This window comes from Pedobacter sp. UYP24 (assembly GCF_054057295.1).
The window spans coordinates 715,532-734,652 of the sequence record NZ_JBSRZD010000002.1 but is presented as its reverse complement, the minus strand read 5'-3'; the positions used below and the strand labels follow the sequence as shown (position 1 = coordinate 734,652).

Sequence of the window (19,121 nt, the reverse complement as noted above, 5' to 3'; positions counted from 1 at the left end):
AGCAAACTATGAGATTTATTGTTTCCACATCAACGTTATTAAAACACTTGCAGACTGTAAATGGTGCTTCAAGCAGCAGTACTGTTTTGCCTATTCTGGAGAACTTTCTCTTTGAGATTAAAGACGGAAATTTAACTATTTCGGCAACAGATCTACAGACCAGCATGACTACTTCTTTACCAGTTGAATCTAAAGAGGGTGGTAAAGTTGCTGTGCCTGCAAGGATATTATTAGATACCTTAAAAACACTTCCTGATCAGCCCGTCTCTTTCAATATAGATGATGCTTCTTTTTCCATTGAAATTAGCGCAGGTGATGGAAAATATAAATTAAGCGGAGAGAATGGTGATGATTTCCCTAAGATACCTGTGGTTGAAAATGCATCATCTGTAAACCTTCCGGCTTCTGTATTAATAGAGGCCATTACAAAAACCATTTTTGCAGTAAGTAATGATGAACTTCGCCCGGCAATGACAGGTGTATTTTGTCAGCTTTCTGATCAGCACATTACTTTTGTTGCTACCGATGCTCATAAATTGGTAAGATACAGACGTCTGGATAGCAAGGCAGACAAGACTTCAACTTTTATCCTTCCAAAGAAAGCGTTAACGTTATTAAAAGCAGCACTTCCATCATCTGATGTAAATGTATCTATTGATTACAATGCAACTAGTGCTTTCTTTAAATTTGAGAACATTAACCTGGTTTGTCGCCTGATAGATGAACGTTATCCTGACTACGAAGCAGTTATTCCTGCTAACAATCCCAATAAACTGGTTATTGACAGGGCTTTATTTTTGAATACTTTAAGAAGGGTAGTTATATTTGCCAATAAGACAACCCATCAGGTTCGTTTAAAAATCAATGGTAGCGAATTGAACATCTCCTCTGAAGATCTTGATTTTGCCAATGAAGCGCATGAGCGTTTAAGTTGCCAATACGAAGGTGAAGATCTTGAAATTGGCTTTAATGCACGTTTCTTAATAGAAATGCTGAGCAATTTAAGCGGTGAAGAAGTGACTTTAGAGCTGTCTACACCTAACCGCGCAGGTCTTCTAATTCCTCAGACAAATGATGAGAATGAGGATGTACTGATGCTGGTTATGCCAGTAATGCTTAACAATTACAATTAATTTAACATTTATACGTATTATAATGGCTTGGTTGTTAACCAGGCCATTGTTATTTTTGCGTATTATTTTATTGCTATTTAAATAAGAATCATGAAAAGAATCCTTTTTTTAAGCCTTGGCCTTTTAATCTTAGTGTCTGGTTGTGTTAAAAAAGATGATACACCTGTAGGTGAAGCACAGTTAAGATTTGTTAATGCGGTTCCAGGCTCTGTAGGCCAGGATGTGTATGTAAACAATAACCAGGTAACTCTTGTGGGCCTTGGATACGCCCAAAGTACGGCCTACACGAAAGTGATTTCAGGCATTAACCTGATTGCTTTTGCTGATGGAGGAACTTTAGTTTCTAATGCCATTATTAGCTACGGTACAGACATTGGCACCAACTCTAGCGTGTACTATTATAAAAACCTATCTGGAACATTGGTGGCGGGGGCCATTAAAGATGACATGACTGCACCTGCTGCAGGAAAGGCAAGAGTTAGATTTGTGCATTTGAATAACTCTTTAAACAACTCTTTAAGGGTTAGTGCGGTTAATGGTGCAGAATTATTCCCTGCTTTGGTTTTTGGAAGCGCATCTGCTTATTTTGAGGTAGCGCCTGGTACAAAATTCCAGCCAGCCGCTACAGGGGTAACTACTGCTCCTGAAATTAGCGTCAACGTACAAGCTGGAAAGATATACACTATCGTACTTACCGGTTCTGCAGCAACTGAACTTTATGCTTTCACGCTTATTCAAAATTAATTTTACCGCCTGTGACATAAAATACCATGCTTATTGCCATGATATTTCTATTTTTGGGCTTAATCTATAAAATTTGGAATTTTTAAACTTTCTCCTAGACTTTCTTTTACACATCGATAAACACCTTGAGGAAATCATTAGAGACTATCAGGGCTGGACATACGCTATTCTCTTTTTAATCATTTTTGCTGAAACTGGTTTTGTGGTAACTCCTTTCTTACCTGGCGATTCTTTACTCTTCGCCATGGGAACTTTAATTGCAGGAGGGAATACAGGTTTAAGCATTTGGATTATGCTGTTTATGCTGATGATTGCTGCTATACTTGGCAATTCTTTAAACTATAAACTTGGTAGTTTGCTGGGGGTAACGGTATTTAAGGAGAAGAATAAGATATTGAAACTGGAATACTATCATCAATCGCACATGTTCTTTGAAAAACATGGTGGTAAAGCAATCATATTTAGTCGCTTTTTACCAATTTTCAGGACTATAGCGCCATTTGTTGCAGGTGTAGCCAAGATGCCTTTCGGCAGGTTTACCTTGTTTAACGTTATTGGTGGAGTAGCCTGGATAACAAGTTTATTGATGGCTGGTTATCTGCTTGGTCAAATCCCAATTGTTAAAAAGAACTTCGATGTTGTAATTGTGGTAATTGCTTTGGTGACTTTCCTTCCTGCTATTTTTGCAGCTTTGAGATCAAAGTTTGTGAAAAAAGAAATTATGGAAGAGAATAACTAAAAACCTTCCAAGAGAGGCTGACCTGCATCTACCCATGCAGAATACCAATAACTTCCTATTTGTAGAATAGAACCGCGCATTTGTCGCTCTACCATTGCATTCATTTTAGTATGGTAGGCTCTTGAGTACGCTTTGGAATACTGCTTTAGCAATTGGTTTTTCCGTTTGGAGAAATCCGACTTCTGATGTGCGCGGAATTCCATACTTACCTCCTTTTCGCAGCTTAGAACTGAATCTACCAAACCATGGGTGTGTTTAACAATGGCCCACGACTGCTTTAAGGGTTGGTCTATATAAACTGCTTTGCCTACGGCATAGTTATACTCCTTTGAAAAAAGTTCAGGAAGCCTGCTCTCCCAAAAAGCATGGATACCTGTTTGACCAGTTAGTTGTCCATTGTGGTTTTCCGTAGTATGCAGAGGTACATGGGCATCGGCAAGGTAATGGCCCAGATAGGCAGAATAGATTAGTATTTTAGCAGAATCACGGTCTTTAAAAGCTTGGACCAGTTTATAATAGCTCTTTAGAATTTGCCATGGAAGTATTCCATTGCTATTTAGTTTGGTTGTTCCGTATTTCTCAATGGCTTTGTCCCATTTTTCTGGGATACTATCTATGTCTTTTTCGTAGCGCTCCACATCAAGGTAATGCCTGGCCGCTTCGGCAGTATCTGCATACCTTCTTTTATCCGGGTCTACCGCATGCGCTGCTAAATAATCAATATTGGCTTTGTAAAAACGGATGAGGCCATTTGGAAGCGTAAAGACAGCAAGGCGGTTGATTTCCTGATGGGCAAAGAACCCCCAGGAAGAACAGGTAGCAAGAATGGAGATAAGAAATGCAGAAATAATAAAGTGTTTCAAGTTTATTTATCTATGCTTTTTCCCTTCATGGCTGATGATACCGCAACATCCATTACGCGCTCTGCAAAGGGTCTGGTAAACTCATTAAGCTCATCGGCTTTTTTAAGAATATCATCTTTAATGGCAGTTAACAAGGCAGTTTTAAGTGCCTCGATATGTTGGTTGGTTTCAGTGATTTCTTCTTTGGTTAAGAATTCTCCATGCTTATTTAAGAATCGCTCTGCGGTATAAACCAATTGTTCTCCTTCGCTTCTGGCTTCTATGAGCATACGTTGTTCTACATCGCTTTTGGCATGGGTGATGCTATCGATCAGCATTTTTTCGATTGTGTCGTCTGTTAGTCCGTAGCTTGGTTTTACATCTATTTCTTGTTTTACTCCCGATCGCAGTTCAATGGCCTGAACGGTTAATATGCCATCGGCATTCAATAAGAAATTGATATCTACCTTAGGTAAGCCAGCGGGCATTGCGGGGATACCCCTCAGTTCAAACTCTGCCAGTTTCCTGTTTTCAGATACCAGATCACGCTCTCCCTGAAAAACAGAGATTTTCATGTTAACCTGGCCATCCAAAGAGGTCGTGTACTGTCTTCCGGCCTTTGTTGGTACTTTAGCATTTCGTGGAATGATCACATCCATCAGTCCACCGATGGTTTCAATCCCTAACGATAATGGGGTAACGTCTAACAATAGGATATCAGAGCGGTTTCCAGCAAGGATGTCGGCCTGGATGGCAGCACCGAGTGCAACTACTTCATCTGGGTTGATCTGGTCATGTGGTTTGCGACCAAAGAATGCTTCTACCTGCTGTTTTACAAATGGCGTACGGGTGGAGCCGCCAACCATGATCACTTCATCAATAGCTGTAATATCTAGCTTTGCATCACTTAATGCATTTTTACAGGCTTCAATAGTTTCGGCTACTTTAGCAGCAATCAGGTTTTCAAATGTTTGTTTATCAAGGGTACACCAGATCTCACCTATTTTTTCATTAAACAGGTTCTGAGTACTTAAAGCTTTCTTGGCCTCCTCGGCTTTTAATCGTAGTGACTGCATCAGGCCTGGATCAGCATTGAACTGATCTTGTTGTATGTTGTTTTTCTCTACCCAGTAATGTACAATAGCACGATCAAAATCATCGCCTCCAAGGAAGGTATTCCCGTTGGTAGAAAGCACTTCAAATATTCCGTTTTGGATGGATAAAATGGACACATCAAATGTGCCACCACCAAGATCATACACTGCTATTGTTTTTTGTTGTGTTGGATCAAGCCCTATACCGTAAGCCAAACTGGCTGCGGTTGGTTCATTTACAATCCGTAAAACATCAAGGCCTGCAAGTTTGCCAGCATCTCGGGTTGCCTGCCGCTGACTGTCATTAAAATATGCCGGTACTGTTATAACAGCCCTGTTCACAGGTGTTTTAAGTGCATGTTCTGCACGCGCCTTTAGCTCTTTTAAAATCTCTGCAGACAATTCGATGGGAGTATAGAAGCGGTCGCCCGCCTTAATTTTAACCAACGAATCATTTTCATCATCGATGATCTTGTAAGAAAATACATCCTGATGGCTGGCCAGGTCTTTATAAGACCTGCCTAATAGACGTTTTACGGAAAATATAGTATTGGATGGGTCTGTTATTAAGAATTCCTTGGCTTCATTACCTACCAGTGCATCACCTTGTTCATTAAAGTGCACAACTGAAGGAACCAGTAACCCTTTGCCTGTATCATTGATTACCTGTGCGTTTTTTTCAGGATTAATGAAAGCCACCAAGCTATTGGTAGTCCCAAGGTCTATGCCCACAATAATTTCTTCTTGTTGGAAAGAACCTGTTGCCAGGTTAATGGATATTTTTGCCATAGTGCGGCAAATTTACAAATCTTTTTTATGGATATTGTAAAGCCAAAGTACTATATCCTGATAGCTGTCTGTGCCTTTTTGCTGATTGTTTAGCTTTAAAAAGCGGTCAAACGCCACATCAAGATAACCAAACATCTCGTTGTTGTATTTACGCCAAAAGTCGCGATCTGCTTCAAAATCCTTAACCGTTCCTTTGTTCACTGTTGCGTATATGCGTTCATAATCTTCTGGTGATTTTACACGGATTTCAAAAAGAATACTCTTTAGCATGGCATAAGATGCCGCGTATCGAAAATAGTCGTTTTTGCTATTATTGGCTACCAGATAACCGATCAGGTTGGCTTCGTCTTCCCGCCCTATACCAAGTTGGTGGGCAATTTCATGGCAAACAACAAATGGAAGTGCAACGGAGGGTAACAGCATGTTTACGTTAGCTTCTCCTGATAGTGGATTGTAATAACCTTCTATGCCTATTTTGGTGATCACCCAGCTGTTAAGTACAGGTTTTACTGAGGGGATGTGGTAACCGAAAAATGAGTTTTTCTGCTCCATATCATGATAACCCTGACTGGAAATTTCTCTCAGTTCGCTGATGTTGAACCTGGTTTTTTTAACGCCTTGTAATTGATTAAGGCGTTTTACAAAGAACTCGCCAAGTTTAACCAGCTGTTGAGTATTGTATTTTTCATTAGTGATGCCCAGCTGCTGAGCAACGGATGGCCTGGAGTAGTTTAGTCCCCATGCCAGTTTAAAAACGAGATAGAGCAACAAGGAGAAATTGGTGACCTTAATTGGTATAATTACCCGATCTGTTTTCTTCAAATAGTTTTTGAAGAGCTTTCTAAAGAAGATATATACTTTTCGAAGCACATAAATAACCAGTGCCAGGTATAGAAAATCGCCTATGGCAAAAGGCAATATTGAGCTTATGAATCGCTGTAAAATGGATGTAAAGAGGTAAAATCTGTCTGAATATAAATACTCTACCAACTGATCATTTAGACCCAGAAGGAAAATGAACAGCGCAATTAGAGAAAGAAAAATAAGCTTTTTTAAAGGCTTTCTGAACGCTCTGTTCATTACCTGTTGAAGGTTAGTCGCTTGCCTGTCTCGTTAGTGGTAAATTTTCCTTTCACATAGGCCAGGTTGCCGGATACGATGGTGTGTGTAACCTCAGCACGGAAGGTTTGTCCTTCGAAAGGCGACCAACCGCATTTATACAATACATTTTGTCTGGTTACCTTATAAGGATCGTTCAGGTTTACAAGAATAAGATCTGCCCAGTATCCTTCGCGTATAAAGCCTCTTTTATCCAGATTAAAACAAGTCGCAACATTGTGTGCAGTTTTTTCAGCAATCTTTTCCAGTGTTATTTTTCCCTGATGGTGCATTTCCAACAGTGCAGAGATGGCATGCTGTACAAGTGGTCCGCCTGAAGGAGCCTGTATATAGGGCTGCTCTTTCTCTTCAATAGTATGTGGGGCATGATCAGTGGCTATGATATCAATATGATCATCAAGCACCCCTTCAAGAATGCTAGCTTTATCTGCGGCAGTCTTAACAGCAGGATTCCATTTTATCCAGTTGCCTTTTTGCGCATAATCGCTATCATCAAACCAAAGGTGATGGATACAAGCTTCGGCAGTAATGCGTTTGTCTTTAAGCGGAATGGAATTATCAAATAGGCCAACCTCTTTTGCCGTAGAAATATGCAAGATATGCAGCCTTGTATTGTGTTTTTTAGCCAACTCAACAGCCATAGAGGAGGAAATGTAGCAGGCTTCTTCGCTTCTGATCAACGGATGCATGGCTGGTGTTAACGCATCGCCATATTGTGCTTTAAAATGAGCCAGGTTTTGTTGAATGGTTTTCTCATCCTCACAATGCGTAGCCACCAGCATCGGTGCTTCTTTAAAGATGTTTTCCAATACAGTTTGATTATCTACCAACATATTGCCGGTTGAAGAACCCATAAATACCTTAATGCCGCATACTTGTTTTGGATCAGTTTTTAAGACCTCATCAAGATTGTTATTGGAAGCACCCATAAAAAAGGAATAGTTAGCTAGCGACATTTCTGACGCAATTGCGTACTTATCAGCCAAAAGTTCTTGTGTTAACGTATTGGGAACTGTATTAGGCATTTCCATGAAGGAGGTAATTCCTCCAGCTACAGCAGCCATACTTTCAGTAAATATGTCTGCCTTATGCGTTAAACCGGGTTCACGAAAGTGTACCTGATCGTCTATCATTCCAGGAAACAGGTGCAAACCTTCCGCATTGATCTCCTGGTCTGCTGGTTGATCAATTACAGGTGCGATCTTGGAGATAAGACCATCTCTAATGAAGAGGTCGGCCACAATGATTTTACCTTCGTTTACAATTGAAGCCGATTTTATAAGGATGGTTTTCATGGTTGATCAGGATATTGCTGCTGTTTAATAAGCTGTGTTAAATAGTTCAAACTTAGAAAAAATATTCCTTCTGTACATGCGATATAGATTTTTTTTAAAGAAGAGTAACTATTGGCAATGCATCGTATTGATAGTCGGAAAGTGTATTGTTCACTCAGCCAAATGGCACTAAATAAATTTTGACTATTTTTGCAAAATGCCAAAAGAATTTGAAGCGTTTAATCTTAATCGACAATTGCAAAATGCGATAGCAGATGCTGGATTTACGGTTGCAACCCCTATACAGGAGAAAGCAATTGCCCCTATATTGTCTGGCCAGGATATTTTTGGTATTGCAGAAACCGGAACCGGTAAAACAGCTGCATACGTGTTGCCTATTTTAATGAATTTAAAATATGCGCAGGGCGATGCGCCGCGAGCATTGATACTTGCGCCAACCAGAGAGTTGGCCATGCAAATTACAGAACATGTTAAGATGTTTGCCAAATACACTGATCTGAGAACTGTAGTGGTTTACGGCGGCTTAGGACCTAAAACTCAGATTGAGCAAATTAAAGCAGGTGTGGATATCATTGTAGCTACTCCAGGCAGATTTTTAGATATTTATCTGGCTAATCACATCAATACCCAGTATCTGAAATTCTTGGTTTTGGACGAAGCAGATAAGATGATGGATATGGGCTTTATAGGTTCTATCCACAGGATATTAGAAATAGTGCCTAGAAAACGACAGAACCTGCTGTTTTCTGCAACTATGAGCGATTTAGTGCAGAAAATTGCTGGAGACTTTTTAAAGAACCCAACTGTAATAGAAGTTGCACAGCAAGCTACTCCAGCTGCTTCAGTAACGCAGGCTTTATATTACGTCCCTAACTTTAAGACGAAAATTAACTTGCTACAGCACCTTTTAAAGAATGTTGAAGAATTTACCAGACTAATCATATTCTGTAAAACGAAGACAGTAGCAGATAATATCTTCAGCTTTATAGAGAGGCGATTTGGTCCAGAAGCGGTTAGAGTAATACATGCCAATAAAGGACAAAACACAAGAATTAATTCCATAAATAGCTTTAAAGAGGGGAATATTAGGGTGTTGGTAGCTACAGATGTGGCCTCAAGAGGAATAGATGTCTCTGAAGTGAGTCACGTAATCAATTTTGATGTGCCAATAGTAATAGAAGATTACGTACATCGTATTGGAAGAACAGGAAGAGCCTTTGCGAAAGGTGATGCCTTAACGTTATGCACCGACGCTGAGAAATATTACATTCAGAAAATAGAAAAGTTAATTAGACAGCAGATTCCTGTTGTACCTTTGCCGGAGGAAGTGTTTGTTGAAGAAACTCCTTATGAGGAAAGACAGGCTATAAACAGGGCTATTGACGATCAGAAGCGTAAGGAAGATCCTGATTTTAAAGGAGCGTTTCATGAAAAGAAACATGCAGCAGCAATAGCCGAAGCAGCCAGGAATAAGACAAATAAGCAACCTAACTGGAAAAAGAAGAAGTTTAAAAAGTAAGCGCATCAGTTGAAGATAAAGTTAACCCCATTAAATATTGTATCTGCAGTGTGTTTAACTGCTGCCATACTTTTGCTTTATGATAAAAAAGAATTGGGAAATAGTACGGCATCAAGCGGTATTGTAGATTTGATGGCCGGTTTAAGCATACTTGCCGGTATTATCGCTTTTATTTCCGATCAGATATTTAGAAAATTTGTGCCCAGCATAAAAAAGTTATGGATTATAGAAGGTGTGCTCATCGTCTTTATGATCATTTTAATATTTATAATAAGAACAAGTACCCGTTAGATGAAAACAGCAGAAATAAAAATTACAGTAGAACTGGATGATAACAATGTTCCGGAAAATCTTCTTTGGGAATCAACAGATGCAGAAACACAGGAAAAAGTGCCTGTTAAATCAATGATGCTTGCATTATGGGACCATAACTATAAGAACTCGATGCGTATTGATTTGTGGACTAAAGACATGCCTGTAGATGAAATGAAAAGGTTTTTTTATGAAACACTGCAAACTATGGGGGATAGTTTCCTTAAAGCAACAGGAGAAAAGCTTATCGTTGAAGATTTGCGCGATTACTGCGCTCATTTTGCGGATAAGATGGGGATCAATACGCAAAGGTAATTAATGAGAACGCAAGGAATTATAGGTGCTGCTATAATGGCGGTTGGAGGTGTGAGTCCGCTGATTCACATTCCGGTAATTGGCGACTGGAACTACTTTGATGTAGATATGAGGCTTGCCATTGGATTTTACATTCTTGTAATACTGGGTTTGATTGGTGCTTTTTCGAAAAAGCAAGAACTAATCAGGTTTGCAGGATATGGAGCTATAATTTTGGTGCTTATTACTTTGTTTGGTATTTATTTAAAAACCCACGATTCATTTAGTTTTCTTCATTTCAAGAATCTGGTTAATCTTGCTGCTGGTCTGATAAAATATAAATGGGGCTGGTATGTTATTGTTGCAGGAGCATTTATATTAATTACAGTAAGAAAACCTAGTGTAATAAAAGTCAACTAGTTCGTGTTGCCCAATGTTTTGTGCTTTCTTTTTTTCTTGATCTGTATATTTTTAAAATGCTCATCTTTGCCAATGATACTGATATTTCCATCTACCTCAAGCATGGCAAGTTTTACGTCCAGAAAATGATCAATACCATGCTCTCTCATAGACTCATGGAGTTCATCGTTAGTGATTCCCAGCTTGCTTAAAAGTGTAAAATCAAGTTTGCCATTGTGTATCAAAATTTGCGGCTTATCGTTGATCAACTCACGAAGCCACCTATTTTTAAAAAGAGTCTTTTTAAGAATGTAATTCAGCAGGAAAAGTATAGCCGCTGCCACAATACCACCTAAAAGTGAAGTATTTTGGCCAACCATTGCATTTTGAACTGCATTGCTTATTAGTAAAATCAAAACTACATCAGTAGCATTTAATTGAGAAAGTTCCTTTTTGCCCGACAACCTTATCGCTACCAGCATAAAAAAATAAACAGCTGTGCTCCTTAAAGCAATATCCAGATAAGCATTCATAATTAGAATTTAAGTTCAGTTTGTCCCTTGTGGTTGATTTCACTTTCGTGCTGCAATAGCCATTTCTTTCTCCATAAGCCGCCTGCATACCCCACAAGTTTTCCATTGCTACCAATTACGCGGTGGCAGGGTACGACTATCGCTAATTTGTTTTTGCCGTTGGCAGCTGCTATGGCTCTAATAGCTAATGGCTTGTGTGCGGAAAATTTGGCATATGACATTGTATCTCCGTAGGCGATGTTCATTAGATTGATCCAAACTTCCTGCTGAAAATCTGTTCCCGTTTGCTTCATTGGAAATGAAAATGATTTTAAAAGACCTATAAAATAGGCACCTAACTCTTGAGCTGCCAGTTTGGTTAAGCTATTTTCTGGTAACCCCTTTTTATCAACCTCTTTAAATGTGATTTCCGTTATAAAGTACTCGTCTGCAAAGATGCTAATGGGTCCAATAGGCGTATCAATAATTGTGCAGAAGGAAGCTGTCATTTTTAATAGGTTGCAATGTTGATCAATACAATATTACAACAATACAACAATTTTACAGTTGGTTAATTTAGTAAAAATATATCTTTGCTACTTATGCAATTTGTAAAGGAAGTTAAGCATCTATTATACAAAGAGGTGATGTTAGAATGGCGTTCTAAATATGCAATTAACAGTATTCTATTGTACGTAGTATCCACCATTTTTGTTTGTTTTTTATCTTTCAAAAGTATAGAGCATAAGTTAACCTGGAATGCTCTGTTTTGGATAATTATGCTATTTGCATCCATCAATGGTGTATCGAAAAGTTTTCTTCAGGAAAGCAAAGGCAGACAACTTTATCAGTATGTGCTAGCGAGTCCTGGAGCCATCATTTTATCTAAAACCATTTACAATATTTTGCTGATGACAATGTTAACTTCCATTGCTTTAGTAGTCTATATTGTTATTTTCGATTATGTGCCTTCAGACCTTCCCATGTTTTATGTGTCTGTTATACTAGGTAGTTTAAGTTTCTCGACTATATTTACTATGGTATCGGCAATTGCAGCTAAGGCTGGTAATGGAGGTATGCTTATGGCTATATTAAGTTTTCCATTGATAATTCCGGTGATGATTATCCTGATTAAACTTTCCAAGAATGCGATAGATGGGCTTGATAGGTCAGTTAGTTTAGATGAAATTGGGATCTTGATATTCATTAACGTTATTACTGTTTGTGCCTCTTTGCTGTTATTTCCTTACTTGTGGAGGGACTAAACTATGAATTTTAAGTACGCCATACTAAATTTCTCATTACCTTTACCCAAGATTAAATTAGATAGGAATGTATAAAAGCTGGTGGAAAATTTTAGGTTCCTTGTTGGTGATCTATACAACTATAGGGGGACTGCTTCTGGGAGTTCCAAGATTGGCTATTTTAAACGAGACCATTAGAAACTTATACTTCCACGTACCGATGTGGTTTGGGATGATCACCCTGTTTTCCATTTCAGTGTTTTATAGTATTAAATACCTGCTGAATTCGAAGGATGAAGATGACCTTAAAGCCGTTGAAAGTGTTAATGTAGGTATTGTATTTAGTATTTTAGGATTGGTGACAGGTGCAATTTGGGCCAAGTTTACCTGGGGTCAGTTTTGGAGCTTCGATGTTAAGCAGAACTTCACGGCCATAGCTATTTTATTATACTTTGCCTATCTGGTACTTAGAAATTCGATAGACGAGCAGCAAAAGCGTGCAAAAATATCTGCGATATATAATATTTTTGCCTTTCCTATGATGGTCGTGCTTATTATGGTATTGCCTAGGCTGTCAGATTCGCTGCATCCCGGTAATGGAGGTAACCCCGGATTTAATAGTTACGATCTTGATAGCAGAATGCGTGCCGTGCTTTACCCGGCGTTTATTGGCTGGTCAATTATTGGATATTGGATTTATACAATTAGGTTTAGAATCCGTTCTTTAGAAAACAAATAGAATCTTAAAATGAAAAAGTTATTAATGGCATTTTTGCTAATCATCAGTTCTGTTAGTGTATTTGCTCAGGATGGTGGAATTGAGATGGCAGATGCCATGCGTAGCAATGGTAAAATATATGTTGTAGTAGTCTGCATCGTGATAATTCTTGTAGGATTACTGTCTTATCTGTTTTCGTTAGATAAAAGATTAAAAAAGTTAGAAAAAAAATAGTCGTGTTAAAAAGTTAGTTTGCAGCGCGTAATCGCCATTTTTAGTTGTTTTATAAGGTAGTGTGCTGCTTACACTAAGTGCATTTGCATTTGCAATAGTCATAATTTTTAGTGCAATTTTGCTGTTGTAAATAATTAACTTATTTCAATTCATAAAAAACAACTGATGGCTAATACAGCAAATGAGAGCAATTTTTTTGCAGACGTATGCAAGAATTTTGACAGTGCAGCTAGGTTTACTTCACACCCAGAAGGATTATTAAACCAAATAAAAACTTGTAACAGCGTTTATCGTTTTCAATTTCCAATACGCAGAGGTAATGGTTTTGAGGTAATCGATGCCTGGAGGGTAGAACATTCACACCATATGAGTCCGACTAAAGGTGGTATCCGATATAGTGACATGGTAAATGAGGATGAAGTAATGGCCCTTGCTGCATTGATGACCTATAAATGTGCCATTGTAAATGTTCCTTTTGGCGGTGCAAAAGGTGGTATCTGTATCAATCCTAAGAACTATTCGGTAGCAGAGCTTGAAACAATCACCCGTCGCTATACAACTGAATTGATCAAAAAGAACTTTATTGGCCCGGGTATCGACGTGCCTGCACCAGATTATGGATCAGGAGAGCGTGAGATGAGTTGGATTGCAGATACTTACATGACGATGAATCCGGGACAGTTAGATGCATTGGGCTGTGTTACAGGAAAGCCGATTGCATTACATGGTATTCATGGTCGTAAAGAAGCAACAGGGAGAGGAGTTGCTTATGCTGTAAAGGAATGCGTTAATGTTGCAGAGGATATGCATAAGATCGGTTTAAAAGCCGGGTTGGGTGATAAGCGTGTTATAGTCCAAGGGCTTGGTAATGTGGGGTATCATTCTGCTAAATTCCTTACCGAGTTTGGTGCTACTATTGTGGGGCTTTGCGAATTTGAAGGAGCGATCTATAATGAAAACGGCTTAAATGTGGATGAGGTTTTTGCCCATCGTAAAAATACAGGTTCGATACTTGGGTTTCCTGGAGCTAAGGATTTCAAAAATTCTATGGAGGGATTAGAGCAACCATGCGATATTCTGGTTCCAGCAGCTCTAGAGAATCAGTTGACGGTAGATAACATTAAAAATATTAAAGCAAAAATCATTGCAGAGGGTGCTAACGGACCGACTACTCCAGAGGCTGAAGAATTATTTACTGAAATGGGGGGTATCATCATCCCGGATATGTATTGTAATGCTGGTGGAGTTACTGTATCCTATTTTGAATGGTTGAAAAATCTCTCACACGTTGCTTTTGGTCGAATGGAGAGTCGATATGCGGAAAACTCTAACGCTAATCTAATTAATGTTTTAGAAGGCTTAACAGGTAAGAAAATTCCAGCAGAGAATAGGCTCATGATTGTTAAGGGTGCGTCTGAAATGGAACTGGTAAATTCGGGTTTGGAAGATACTATGATTCATTCTTATCATGAAATTAGGGAAAACCTGTTAAATAAGCCAGGTGTAAATACGTTAAGAACAGCAGCTTTTGTTGGTTCTATAGATAAAATAGCTGTCTCCTATATGAACCTTGGCGTTTGGCCATAGTTCTTTGAAGTTGATTCTATACCGCAACATGGAGGTGTTGCGGTTTTTTTATGTCAAACTTTTGCTATTAAAGGGCATGGTCAAATCTGATAACGTTCATTAGCGTATATGAAGTAAATGAGAGATCTTAAAGTAATTTGTTTAGTCTTTTTAGTTTTTTTGCTGGGCCTTGGGGCTTGTCGCGATGGACAGCATTTGGAGAGTGCCGGTGGTTTTGCTGTTCTTCCCAAGCTAAAGAAAGGGCAGGCTGTGGCTAACTTTTCTGGAGGCTGTTTTTGGGCGATGCAGGAGTGTATGATAGAACTTAAAGGTGTGGATAAAGTTATAAGTGGGTATGCAGGTGGTGAAAAAGCAAATCCAACCTACGAGGAAGTAACAAGTCAGGGAACAGGTCATGCAGAAACGGTTCAAGTATATTATGACCCCTCTATAATCAGTTTTGAAAAGCTTGCCTATGCTTTTTTTCATGCCCATGACCCGATGCAGGTTAACGGACAAGGACCGGATGTTGGCTCTGACTACCGTTCTATCGCGTTTTTTAGAACGGAGCGTGAGCATATGGTTTTAGATAGTTTAATTTCTGATTTAAATAAAAAGAATAGTAATGTTAAGCCTGTGGAAACAGAAGTAACTTCTTTTTCCAAGTTTTATCCTGCAGAGACCTACCATCAGGATTATTATAAAAAAAATCCCTGGGAACTTTACATACGCAACGTTTCAAAAACGAAGGTCCTTAAGTTTCGAAAAGCTGTGCCTGATATGATTAAATCTGAATATAGCCAATAATTGTCAGAGAACTATCAATAAATAGCTATGGTCCTGAATTGCATCTGCCTAAAACATTATAGGCACTTATATTTTTTATCTTTGTGCGATCTAAAATCCAATTACCAAGATGAAAAAGAGTGCAATCATTGGTCTAATAACGATAGCGATTTGCGTAGGTTTTTTAATTAGCCTTAATGCGGACACCAGTAGCTACTCAACATTTACTGAAGCTGCAAGAGACGCAAGGGAGTTCCATGTAATGGGATATTGGGAGAAGCAAAAAGGCACCTATTATGATGCACAGAAAGATGCAAATCATTTTGCTTTTTATATGAAGGATCAAAAGGGAGCTGTAAACAAAGTAGTTTACAGTGGTACCAAGCCTCAGGATTTTGAAAGATCAGAGAAACTAGTTCTCATTGGTGAGATGAAATCAGGCACATTCTATGCTTCTAAAATACTCATGAAGTGCCCGTCAAAATATAATAATGATCTTGTAGAGGTAAAGCAAGACGGAAAAGTGGAAAAATACAATTAATCTAAATGGATATTCAGTTTATTGGAGAGAACCTCCTTCCTGGTAAAGTCGGGCAGTTCTTTATTGTTCTTGCATTTGGAGCATCATTGCTTTCAACTATTTCATATTATTTTGCTGCCAAAAATAAAGATCTTCAAGATCGGTCCTGGGCTATTCTTGGTAGGATTGGGTTTTTGATCAACTGGCTATGTGTTATAGGTATAGGAAGTACGCTATTCTTCTTAATCCTTAACCATTATAATGAATATTATTACGTTTATAATCATTCTTCAAAAGAGCTGCCTGTTTATTATATCGTTTCCGCATTCTGGGAGGGACAGGAAGGTAGTTTTTGGCTTTGGGCATTTTGGCAATCGCTTCTTGGTGCAATCCTGATCTGGAAGGCCAAGTCTTGGGAAAATGGGGTGATGACGGTTATTGCATTTTCGCAGGTTTTTTTAACTTCTATGCTTTTGGGCGTTCAAATTTTTGGTCAGCGCATAGGTAGTTCTCCCTTTATTCTATTGAGAGACGCTGTGAATTTGAAAGAAATGGCTCCAATATTTGCCGATCCTGAGAATTTTAAAAATTATTTGAAGTTTATTACTGATGGTAGGGGACTGAACCCTTTACTCCAAAACTATTGGATGGTCATACATCCTCCAACATTATTTTTGGGCTTTGCCAGTATGGTTGTGCCTTTCGCTTATGCGGTATCTGGAATATGGTTGAAAAAATATAAGGAATGGATTAAACCTGCAATGCCATGGGCACTTTTCGCAGTTATGGTATTGGGAACGGGAATTATCATGGGTTCATTCTGGGCTTATGAAGCATTGAACTTTGGTGGTTTCTGGGCATGGGATCCTGTAGAGAATGCCTCTATTATTCCATGGCTTACTTTGATAGCGGGAGTACACGTTATGATTGCATTTAAGAATACCGGACACGCTTATTTTACGGCAATTGTATTGGTTTTTTTGAGTTTTATCTTAGTGCTCTATGCTTCATTTTTGACTAGGAGTGGTATTTTAGGGGAAACATCAGTGCATGCATTTACGGATCTGGGTATGTTTGGTCACCTGATTTTGTATAATGTAGTATTTTTAATTATACCTACGGTTTTGCTAATCGTGAGGTGGAAGGAACTGCCAATTACAAATAAAGATGAAGAAACATATTCCCGAGAATTCTGGATGTTTATTGGTTCATTAGTTATCACTATAGCGTGTATACAGGTTATTTTTGTTACCTCTGTACCCGTTTTTAATGCAGCTTTTGGAACCAATTTTGCGCCGCCAATTGATGCGGTAAAATATTATAACCAATGGCAGGCACCTTTTGCTATTTTGGTAACGATCATTTCAGGTTTTACCCAGTTCATGAAATACAAGAGAACTGATCCTAGAAAATTCTATAGTAGCTTGCTTGCTTCTGTTTTGTTTTCTATAGTGATCACTGCAGGTTTTGTTTACATAACTGGTGTCTATAAAAATCTGATTTTTATACTTTTAACGTTCAGCTGTATATTTGCGGTGATGTCAAATGCCAAGATTCTTGGTTTGGCGTTTTGGGGTAAAAAGAAACTGGTAGGTGCCGCTGTTGCACACATCGGATTTGCGCTTTTGCTGTTAGGAGCTTTGGTTGCTGCAGCTACGAACAAGCCAATCTCTTTAAACGCTTCTAATTTTATACCGGTTAAGGATTTTGAAAAGGCAGATAAACCAGGTGAAAATATAGTGCTTTACAAAAATGAGCCTAAGAAGATGGGCCGCTATACTGTTACTTATGTGAGTGATACCATTATTGCTCCAAATACTTTCTATAAACTTAACTTTAAGGTTTATGATGAAAAGAGCGGTGTATTGAAAGAGGACTTTGATTTGAACCCACATATACAATCTAATGAAAAGATGGGTCTTATTGCTTCTCCTGATACTAAGCATTACTTAACCCACGATATTTATACCCATGTAACCAGTGCTCCAGTAGAGAAAGCTGCTATTCATGATGATCATGAAGGGCATAGTGAAGAGGAAAACTATAAGGCGCCAAGGATTGCAACACTTAAAGTTGGGGATACCCTTCACGTTAGCAGTGGAATTTTAACGGTTAAGGCTTTAAATACCAAGCCTTCTGCAAAGAATTTAGTATTGGCTGACGGAGATCTTGCTGTTGGCTTGCCTGTAGAAATTAATGTTAGTGGTAAGATTTACAAGGCAGAACCAATATTTCTTGTAAAAGGGAATAACGTATTTGATTTCGCACGTAACATCGACGATCTTGGTTTAAGAGTTAGGTTTACTAAAGTACTGCCTGAGCAAGGTAAGGTAGAACTTCAAGTTTATGAGAAACCTCAGCAAGCGAAGGATTGGGTAGTTTTTAAATCAATTGAATTCCCATTCATTAACTTATACTGGGCAGGTACTATTGTTATGGTGATTGGCTTTCTGATCTCCATATTCAGAAGACAAAAAGAGGTTAAAGCTATTTAATGAAAATAGTTTTTATTGGATCTGGTAATGTAGCCACGCAAATGGCAAACGCTTTTCACAGTCATGGTGAACATGTGTTTGAGATTTGGAGCCCTAATATTGAAAATTCTTCTCAATTGGCAAATAGTGTTGAAGGCGAAGCAGTTTCTTCTATAAAAGCCCTTGATCAAAATGCAGACCTTTATATTATTGCAGTAAAGGATGATGCAATAAATGATGTGGCTAATGCTATTGGAGGTGTTAAGGGCTTAGTTGTGCATACATCAGGTACAACTGGTATCGAGGCGCTTTCATCATTGAAAGAATATGGTGTGCTCTATCCGCTCCAAACCTTTTCTAAATCAAGGATCATTGAATTTAATACTATTCCGCTTTGTATAGAAGCTTGTAATGAAGCGTCATTAGATCAATTGGAGAGAATTGCAAATATGATAAGTTGTGCTGTTTATCCTATTGATAGCGCGAAAAGGAGGGTATTACATCTATCGGCAGTATTTGCATGTAATTTTGTAAACCATCTTTACTCACTGGGAAACAAGCTGCTAGACGAATCAGGAATTTCATTTGAGATGTTGCGGCCTCTTATTCTTGAAACAGCATTAAAAGTACAACATGAACTTCCAAATAATGTGCAGACCGGACCGGCTGTTCGCGGGGATCAAATGACAATTTCAGCCCATTTAAAGATGCTAGAAAATAGTACTGATCGGGCCAATATTTACGAAATATTAAGTGATAGCATTAAAAAAACAAATCAATAGTTACAA

Annotated in this window: 21 protein-coding genes; 15 read left to right on the top strand and 6 right to left on the bottom strand. The window is 38.6% G+C overall.

Going from position 1 to position 19,121, the window contains the following annotated elements:
• Positions 1–8: 8 nt before the first annotated feature.
• From dnaN to ACVWYN_RS07925, 3 genes are all read left to right on the top strand, one after another.
• Entirely contained in the window at positions 9–1,133 is a 1,125-nt protein-coding gene (gene dnaN, locus ACVWYN_RS07935) for a DNA polymerase III subunit beta (protein ID WP_457288301.1), read from the top strand.
• Between the two features lie 90 nt (positions 1,134–1,223).
• Entirely contained in the window at positions 1,224–1,877 is a 654-nt protein-coding gene (locus ACVWYN_RS07930) for a DUF4397 domain-containing protein (protein WP_457288300.1), read from the top strand.
• Positions 1,878–1,950: 73 nt separating this feature from the next.
• A complete protein-coding gene (locus ACVWYN_RS07925; protein ID WP_457288299.1) occupies positions 1,951–2,616 on the top strand; it encodes a DedA family protein in 666 nt (221 codons plus the stop codon).
• Here the strand turns inward: ACVWYN_RS07925 and ACVWYN_RS07920 are convergent.
• Genes ACVWYN_RS07920 through ACVWYN_RS07905 form a run of 4 tightly spaced genes read right to left on the bottom strand, consistent with a single transcriptional unit; the run spans position 2,613 to position 7,755 of the window.
• Positions 2,613–3,479, bottom strand: coding sequence for a zinc dependent phospholipase C family protein (locus ACVWYN_RS07920; protein ID WP_457288298.1), 867 nt, complete (start codon positions 3,477–3,479; stop codon positions 2,613–2,615). The two genes, ACVWYN_RS07925 and ACVWYN_RS07920, sit on opposite strands and share 4 nt — an antisense overlap.
• A gap of 2 nt (positions 3,480–3,481) precedes the next feature.
• Positions 3,482–5,341 carry a Fe-S protein assembly chaperone HscA gene (gene hscA / locus ACVWYN_RS07915; protein WP_457288297.1) on the bottom strand — a complete coding sequence of 620 codons (1,860 nt, stop codon included), beginning with the start codon at positions 5,339–5,341 and terminating at the stop codon, positions 3,482–3,484.
• Between the two features lie 12 nt (positions 5,342–5,353).
• Positions 5,354–6,421: a DUF3810 domain-containing protein gene (locus tag ACVWYN_RS07910; protein ID WP_457288296.1), complete on the bottom strand. Its 1,068-nt coding sequence runs from the start codon at positions 6,419–6,421 to the stop codon at positions 5,354–5,356.
• Complete coding sequence (locus ACVWYN_RS07905; RefSeq protein ID WP_457288295.1) at positions 6,421–7,755, bottom strand: dihydroorotase; 1,335 nt, start codon at positions 7,753–7,755, stop codon at positions 6,421–6,423. Before ACVWYN_RS07905 ends, ACVWYN_RS07910 begins: the two co-directional genes overlap by 1 nt.
• A gap of 196 nt (positions 7,756–7,951) precedes the next feature.
• Here ACVWYN_RS07905 and ACVWYN_RS07900 point away from each other — a divergent pair, with 196 nt between their 5' ends.
• Genes ACVWYN_RS07900 through ACVWYN_RS07885 form a run of 4 tightly spaced genes read left to right on the top strand, consistent with a single transcriptional unit; the run spans position 7,952 to position 10,300 of the window.
• Positions 7,952–9,274, top strand: coding sequence for a DEAD/DEAH box helicase (locus ACVWYN_RS07900; protein WP_457288294.1), 1,323 nt, complete (start codon positions 7,952–7,954; stop codon positions 9,272–9,274).
• A 9-nt stretch (positions 9,275–9,283) separates the two neighbouring features.
• The gene (locus tag ACVWYN_RS07895; RefSeq protein WP_457288293.1) at positions 9,284–9,565 is read left to right on the top strand and encodes a hypothetical protein; all 282 of its coding nucleotides are present in this window, start codon (positions 9,284–9,286) and stop codon (positions 9,563–9,565) included.
• Positions 9,566–9,901, top strand: coding sequence for a gliding motility protein GldC (gldC, locus tag ACVWYN_RS07890; protein ID WP_457288292.1), 336 nt, complete (start codon positions 9,566–9,568; stop codon positions 9,899–9,901).
• A 3-nt stretch (positions 9,902–9,904) separates the two neighbouring features.
• Complete coding sequence (locus ACVWYN_RS07885; protein ID WP_457288291.1) at positions 9,905–10,300, top strand: hypothetical protein; 396 nt, start codon at positions 9,905–9,907, stop codon at positions 10,298–10,300.
• Here the strand turns inward: ACVWYN_RS07885 and ACVWYN_RS07880 are convergent.
• Together ACVWYN_RS07880 and ACVWYN_RS07875 are read right to left on the bottom strand one after the other, a co-directional pair.
• The gene (locus tag ACVWYN_RS07880) at positions 10,297–10,812 is read right to left on the bottom strand and encodes a DUF421 domain-containing protein (RefSeq protein ID WP_457288290.1); all 516 of its coding nucleotides are present in this window, start codon (positions 10,810–10,812) and stop codon (positions 10,297–10,299) included. The two genes, ACVWYN_RS07885 and ACVWYN_RS07880, sit on opposite strands and share 4 nt — an antisense overlap.
• A gap of 2 nt (positions 10,813–10,814) precedes the next feature.
• Positions 10,815–11,300, bottom strand: a complete 486-nt coding sequence (locus ACVWYN_RS07875; protein ID WP_457288289.1) for a methylated-DNA--[protein]-cysteine S-methyltransferase — start codon at positions 11,298–11,300, stop codon at positions 10,815–10,817.
• 93 nt (positions 11,301–11,393) lie between these two features.
• On the opposite strand from ACVWYN_RS07875, the gene ACVWYN_RS07870 reads away from it, so the two are divergent.
• The 8 genes from ACVWYN_RS07870 (at position 11,394) to ACVWYN_RS07835 (ending at position 19,115) form a co-directional block, all read left to right on the top strand.
• A complete protein-coding gene (locus ACVWYN_RS07870) occupies positions 11,394–12,056 on the top strand; it encodes a heme exporter protein CcmB (RefSeq protein ID WP_457288288.1) in 663 nt (220 codons plus the stop codon).
• Between the two features lie 67 nt (positions 12,057–12,123).
• Positions 12,124–12,774, top strand: a complete 651-nt coding sequence (ccsA, locus tag ACVWYN_RS07865) for a cytochrome c biogenesis protein CcsA (protein ID WP_457288287.1) — start codon at positions 12,124–12,126, stop codon at positions 12,772–12,774.
• A gap of 9 nt (positions 12,775–12,783) precedes the next feature.
• Entirely contained in the window at positions 12,784–12,987 is a 204-nt protein-coding gene (locus tag ACVWYN_RS07860) for a CcmD family protein (protein WP_457288286.1), read from the top strand.
• Between the two features lie 165 nt (positions 12,988–13,152).
• Positions 13,153–14,574, top strand: a complete 1,422-nt coding sequence (locus ACVWYN_RS07855; protein WP_457288285.1) for a Glu/Leu/Phe/Val family dehydrogenase — start codon at positions 13,153–13,155, stop codon at positions 14,572–14,574.
• Between the two features lie 117 nt (positions 14,575–14,691).
• The gene (gene msrA, locus ACVWYN_RS07850) at positions 14,692–15,360 is read left to right on the top strand and encodes a peptide-methionine (S)-S-oxide reductase MsrA (RefSeq protein WP_457288284.1); all 669 of its coding nucleotides are present in this window, start codon (positions 14,692–14,694) and stop codon (positions 15,358–15,360) included.
• Positions 15,361–15,469: 109 nt separating this feature from the next.
• Positions 15,470–15,880, top strand: a complete 411-nt coding sequence (locus ACVWYN_RS07845) for a cytochrome c maturation protein CcmE domain-containing protein (RefSeq protein ID WP_457288283.1) — start codon at positions 15,470–15,472, stop codon at positions 15,878–15,880.
• A gap of 5 nt (positions 15,881–15,885) precedes the next feature.
• A complete protein-coding gene (gene ccsA, locus ACVWYN_RS07840; RefSeq protein ID WP_457288282.1) occupies positions 15,886–18,354 on the top strand; it encodes a cytochrome c biogenesis protein CcsA in 2,469 nt (822 codons plus the stop codon).
• The gene (locus ACVWYN_RS07835; protein ID WP_457288281.1) at positions 18,354–19,115 is read left to right on the top strand and encodes a Rossmann-like and DUF2520 domain-containing protein; all 762 of its coding nucleotides are present in this window, start codon (positions 18,354–18,356) and stop codon (positions 19,113–19,115) included. Before ccsA (ACVWYN_RS07840) ends, ACVWYN_RS07835 begins: the two co-directional genes overlap by 1 nt.
• Positions 19,116–19,121 lie beyond the last annotated feature (6 nt).

Coding starts and splice junctions, on each gene's coding strand:
- dnaN (WP_457288301.1), top strand. CDS start 9: ATGAGATTTATTGTTTCCACATCAACGTTATTAAAACACTTGCAGACT.
- ACVWYN_RS07930 (WP_457288300.1), top strand. CDS start 1,224: ATGAAAAGAATCCTTTTTTTAAGCCTTGGCCTTTTAATCTTAGTGTCT.
- hscA (WP_457288297.1), bottom strand. CDS start 5,341: ATGGCAAAAATATCCATTAACCTGGCAACAGGTTCTTTCCAACAAGAA.
- ACVWYN_RS07910 (WP_457288296.1), bottom strand. CDS start 6,421: ATGAACAGAGCGTTCAGAAAGCCTTTAAAAAAGCTTATTTTTCTTTCT.
- ACVWYN_RS07905 (WP_457288295.1), bottom strand. CDS start 7,755: ATGAAAACCATCCTTATAAAATCGGCTTCAATTGTAAACGAAGGTAAA.
- ACVWYN_RS07900 (WP_457288294.1), top strand. CDS start 7,952: ATGCCAAAAGAATTTGAAGCGTTTAATCTTAATCGACAATTGCAAAAT.
- gldC (WP_457288292.1), top strand. CDS start 9,566: ATGAAAACAGCAGAAATAAAAATTACAGTAGAACTGGATGATAACAAT.
- ACVWYN_RS07885 (WP_457288291.1), top strand. CDS start 9,905: ATGAGAACGCAAGGAATTATAGGTGCTGCTATAATGGCGGTTGGAGGT.
- ACVWYN_RS07880 (WP_457288290.1), bottom strand. CDS start 10,812: ATGAATGCTTATCTGGATATTGCTTTAAGGAGCACAGCTGTTTATTTT.
- ACVWYN_RS07875 (WP_457288289.1), bottom strand. CDS start 11,300: ATGACAGCTTCCTTCTGCACAATTATTGATACGCCTATTGGACCCATT.
- ACVWYN_RS07870 (WP_457288288.1), top strand. CDS start 11,394: ATGCAATTTGTAAAGGAAGTTAAGCATCTATTATACAAAGAGGTGATG.
- ccsA (WP_457288287.1), top strand. CDS start 12,124: ATGTATAAAAGCTGGTGGAAAATTTTAGGTTCCTTGTTGGTGATCTAT.
- ACVWYN_RS07860 (WP_457288286.1), top strand. CDS start 12,784: ATGAAAAAGTTATTAATGGCATTTTTGCTAATCATCAGTTCTGTTAGT.
- ACVWYN_RS07855 (WP_457288285.1), top strand. CDS start 13,153: ATGGCTAATACAGCAAATGAGAGCAATTTTTTTGCAGACGTATGCAAG.
- msrA (WP_457288284.1), top strand. CDS start 14,692: ATGAGAGATCTTAAAGTAATTTGTTTAGTCTTTTTAGTTTTTTTGCTG.
- ACVWYN_RS07845 (WP_457288283.1), top strand. CDS start 15,470: ATGAAAAAGAGTGCAATCATTGGTCTAATAACGATAGCGATTTGCGTA.
- ccsA (WP_457288282.1), top strand. CDS start 15,886: ATGGATATTCAGTTTATTGGAGAGAACCTCCTTCCTGGTAAAGTCGGG.
- ACVWYN_RS07835 (WP_457288281.1), top strand. CDS start 18,354: ATGAAAATAGTTTTTATTGGATCTGGTAATGTAGCCACGCAAATGGCA.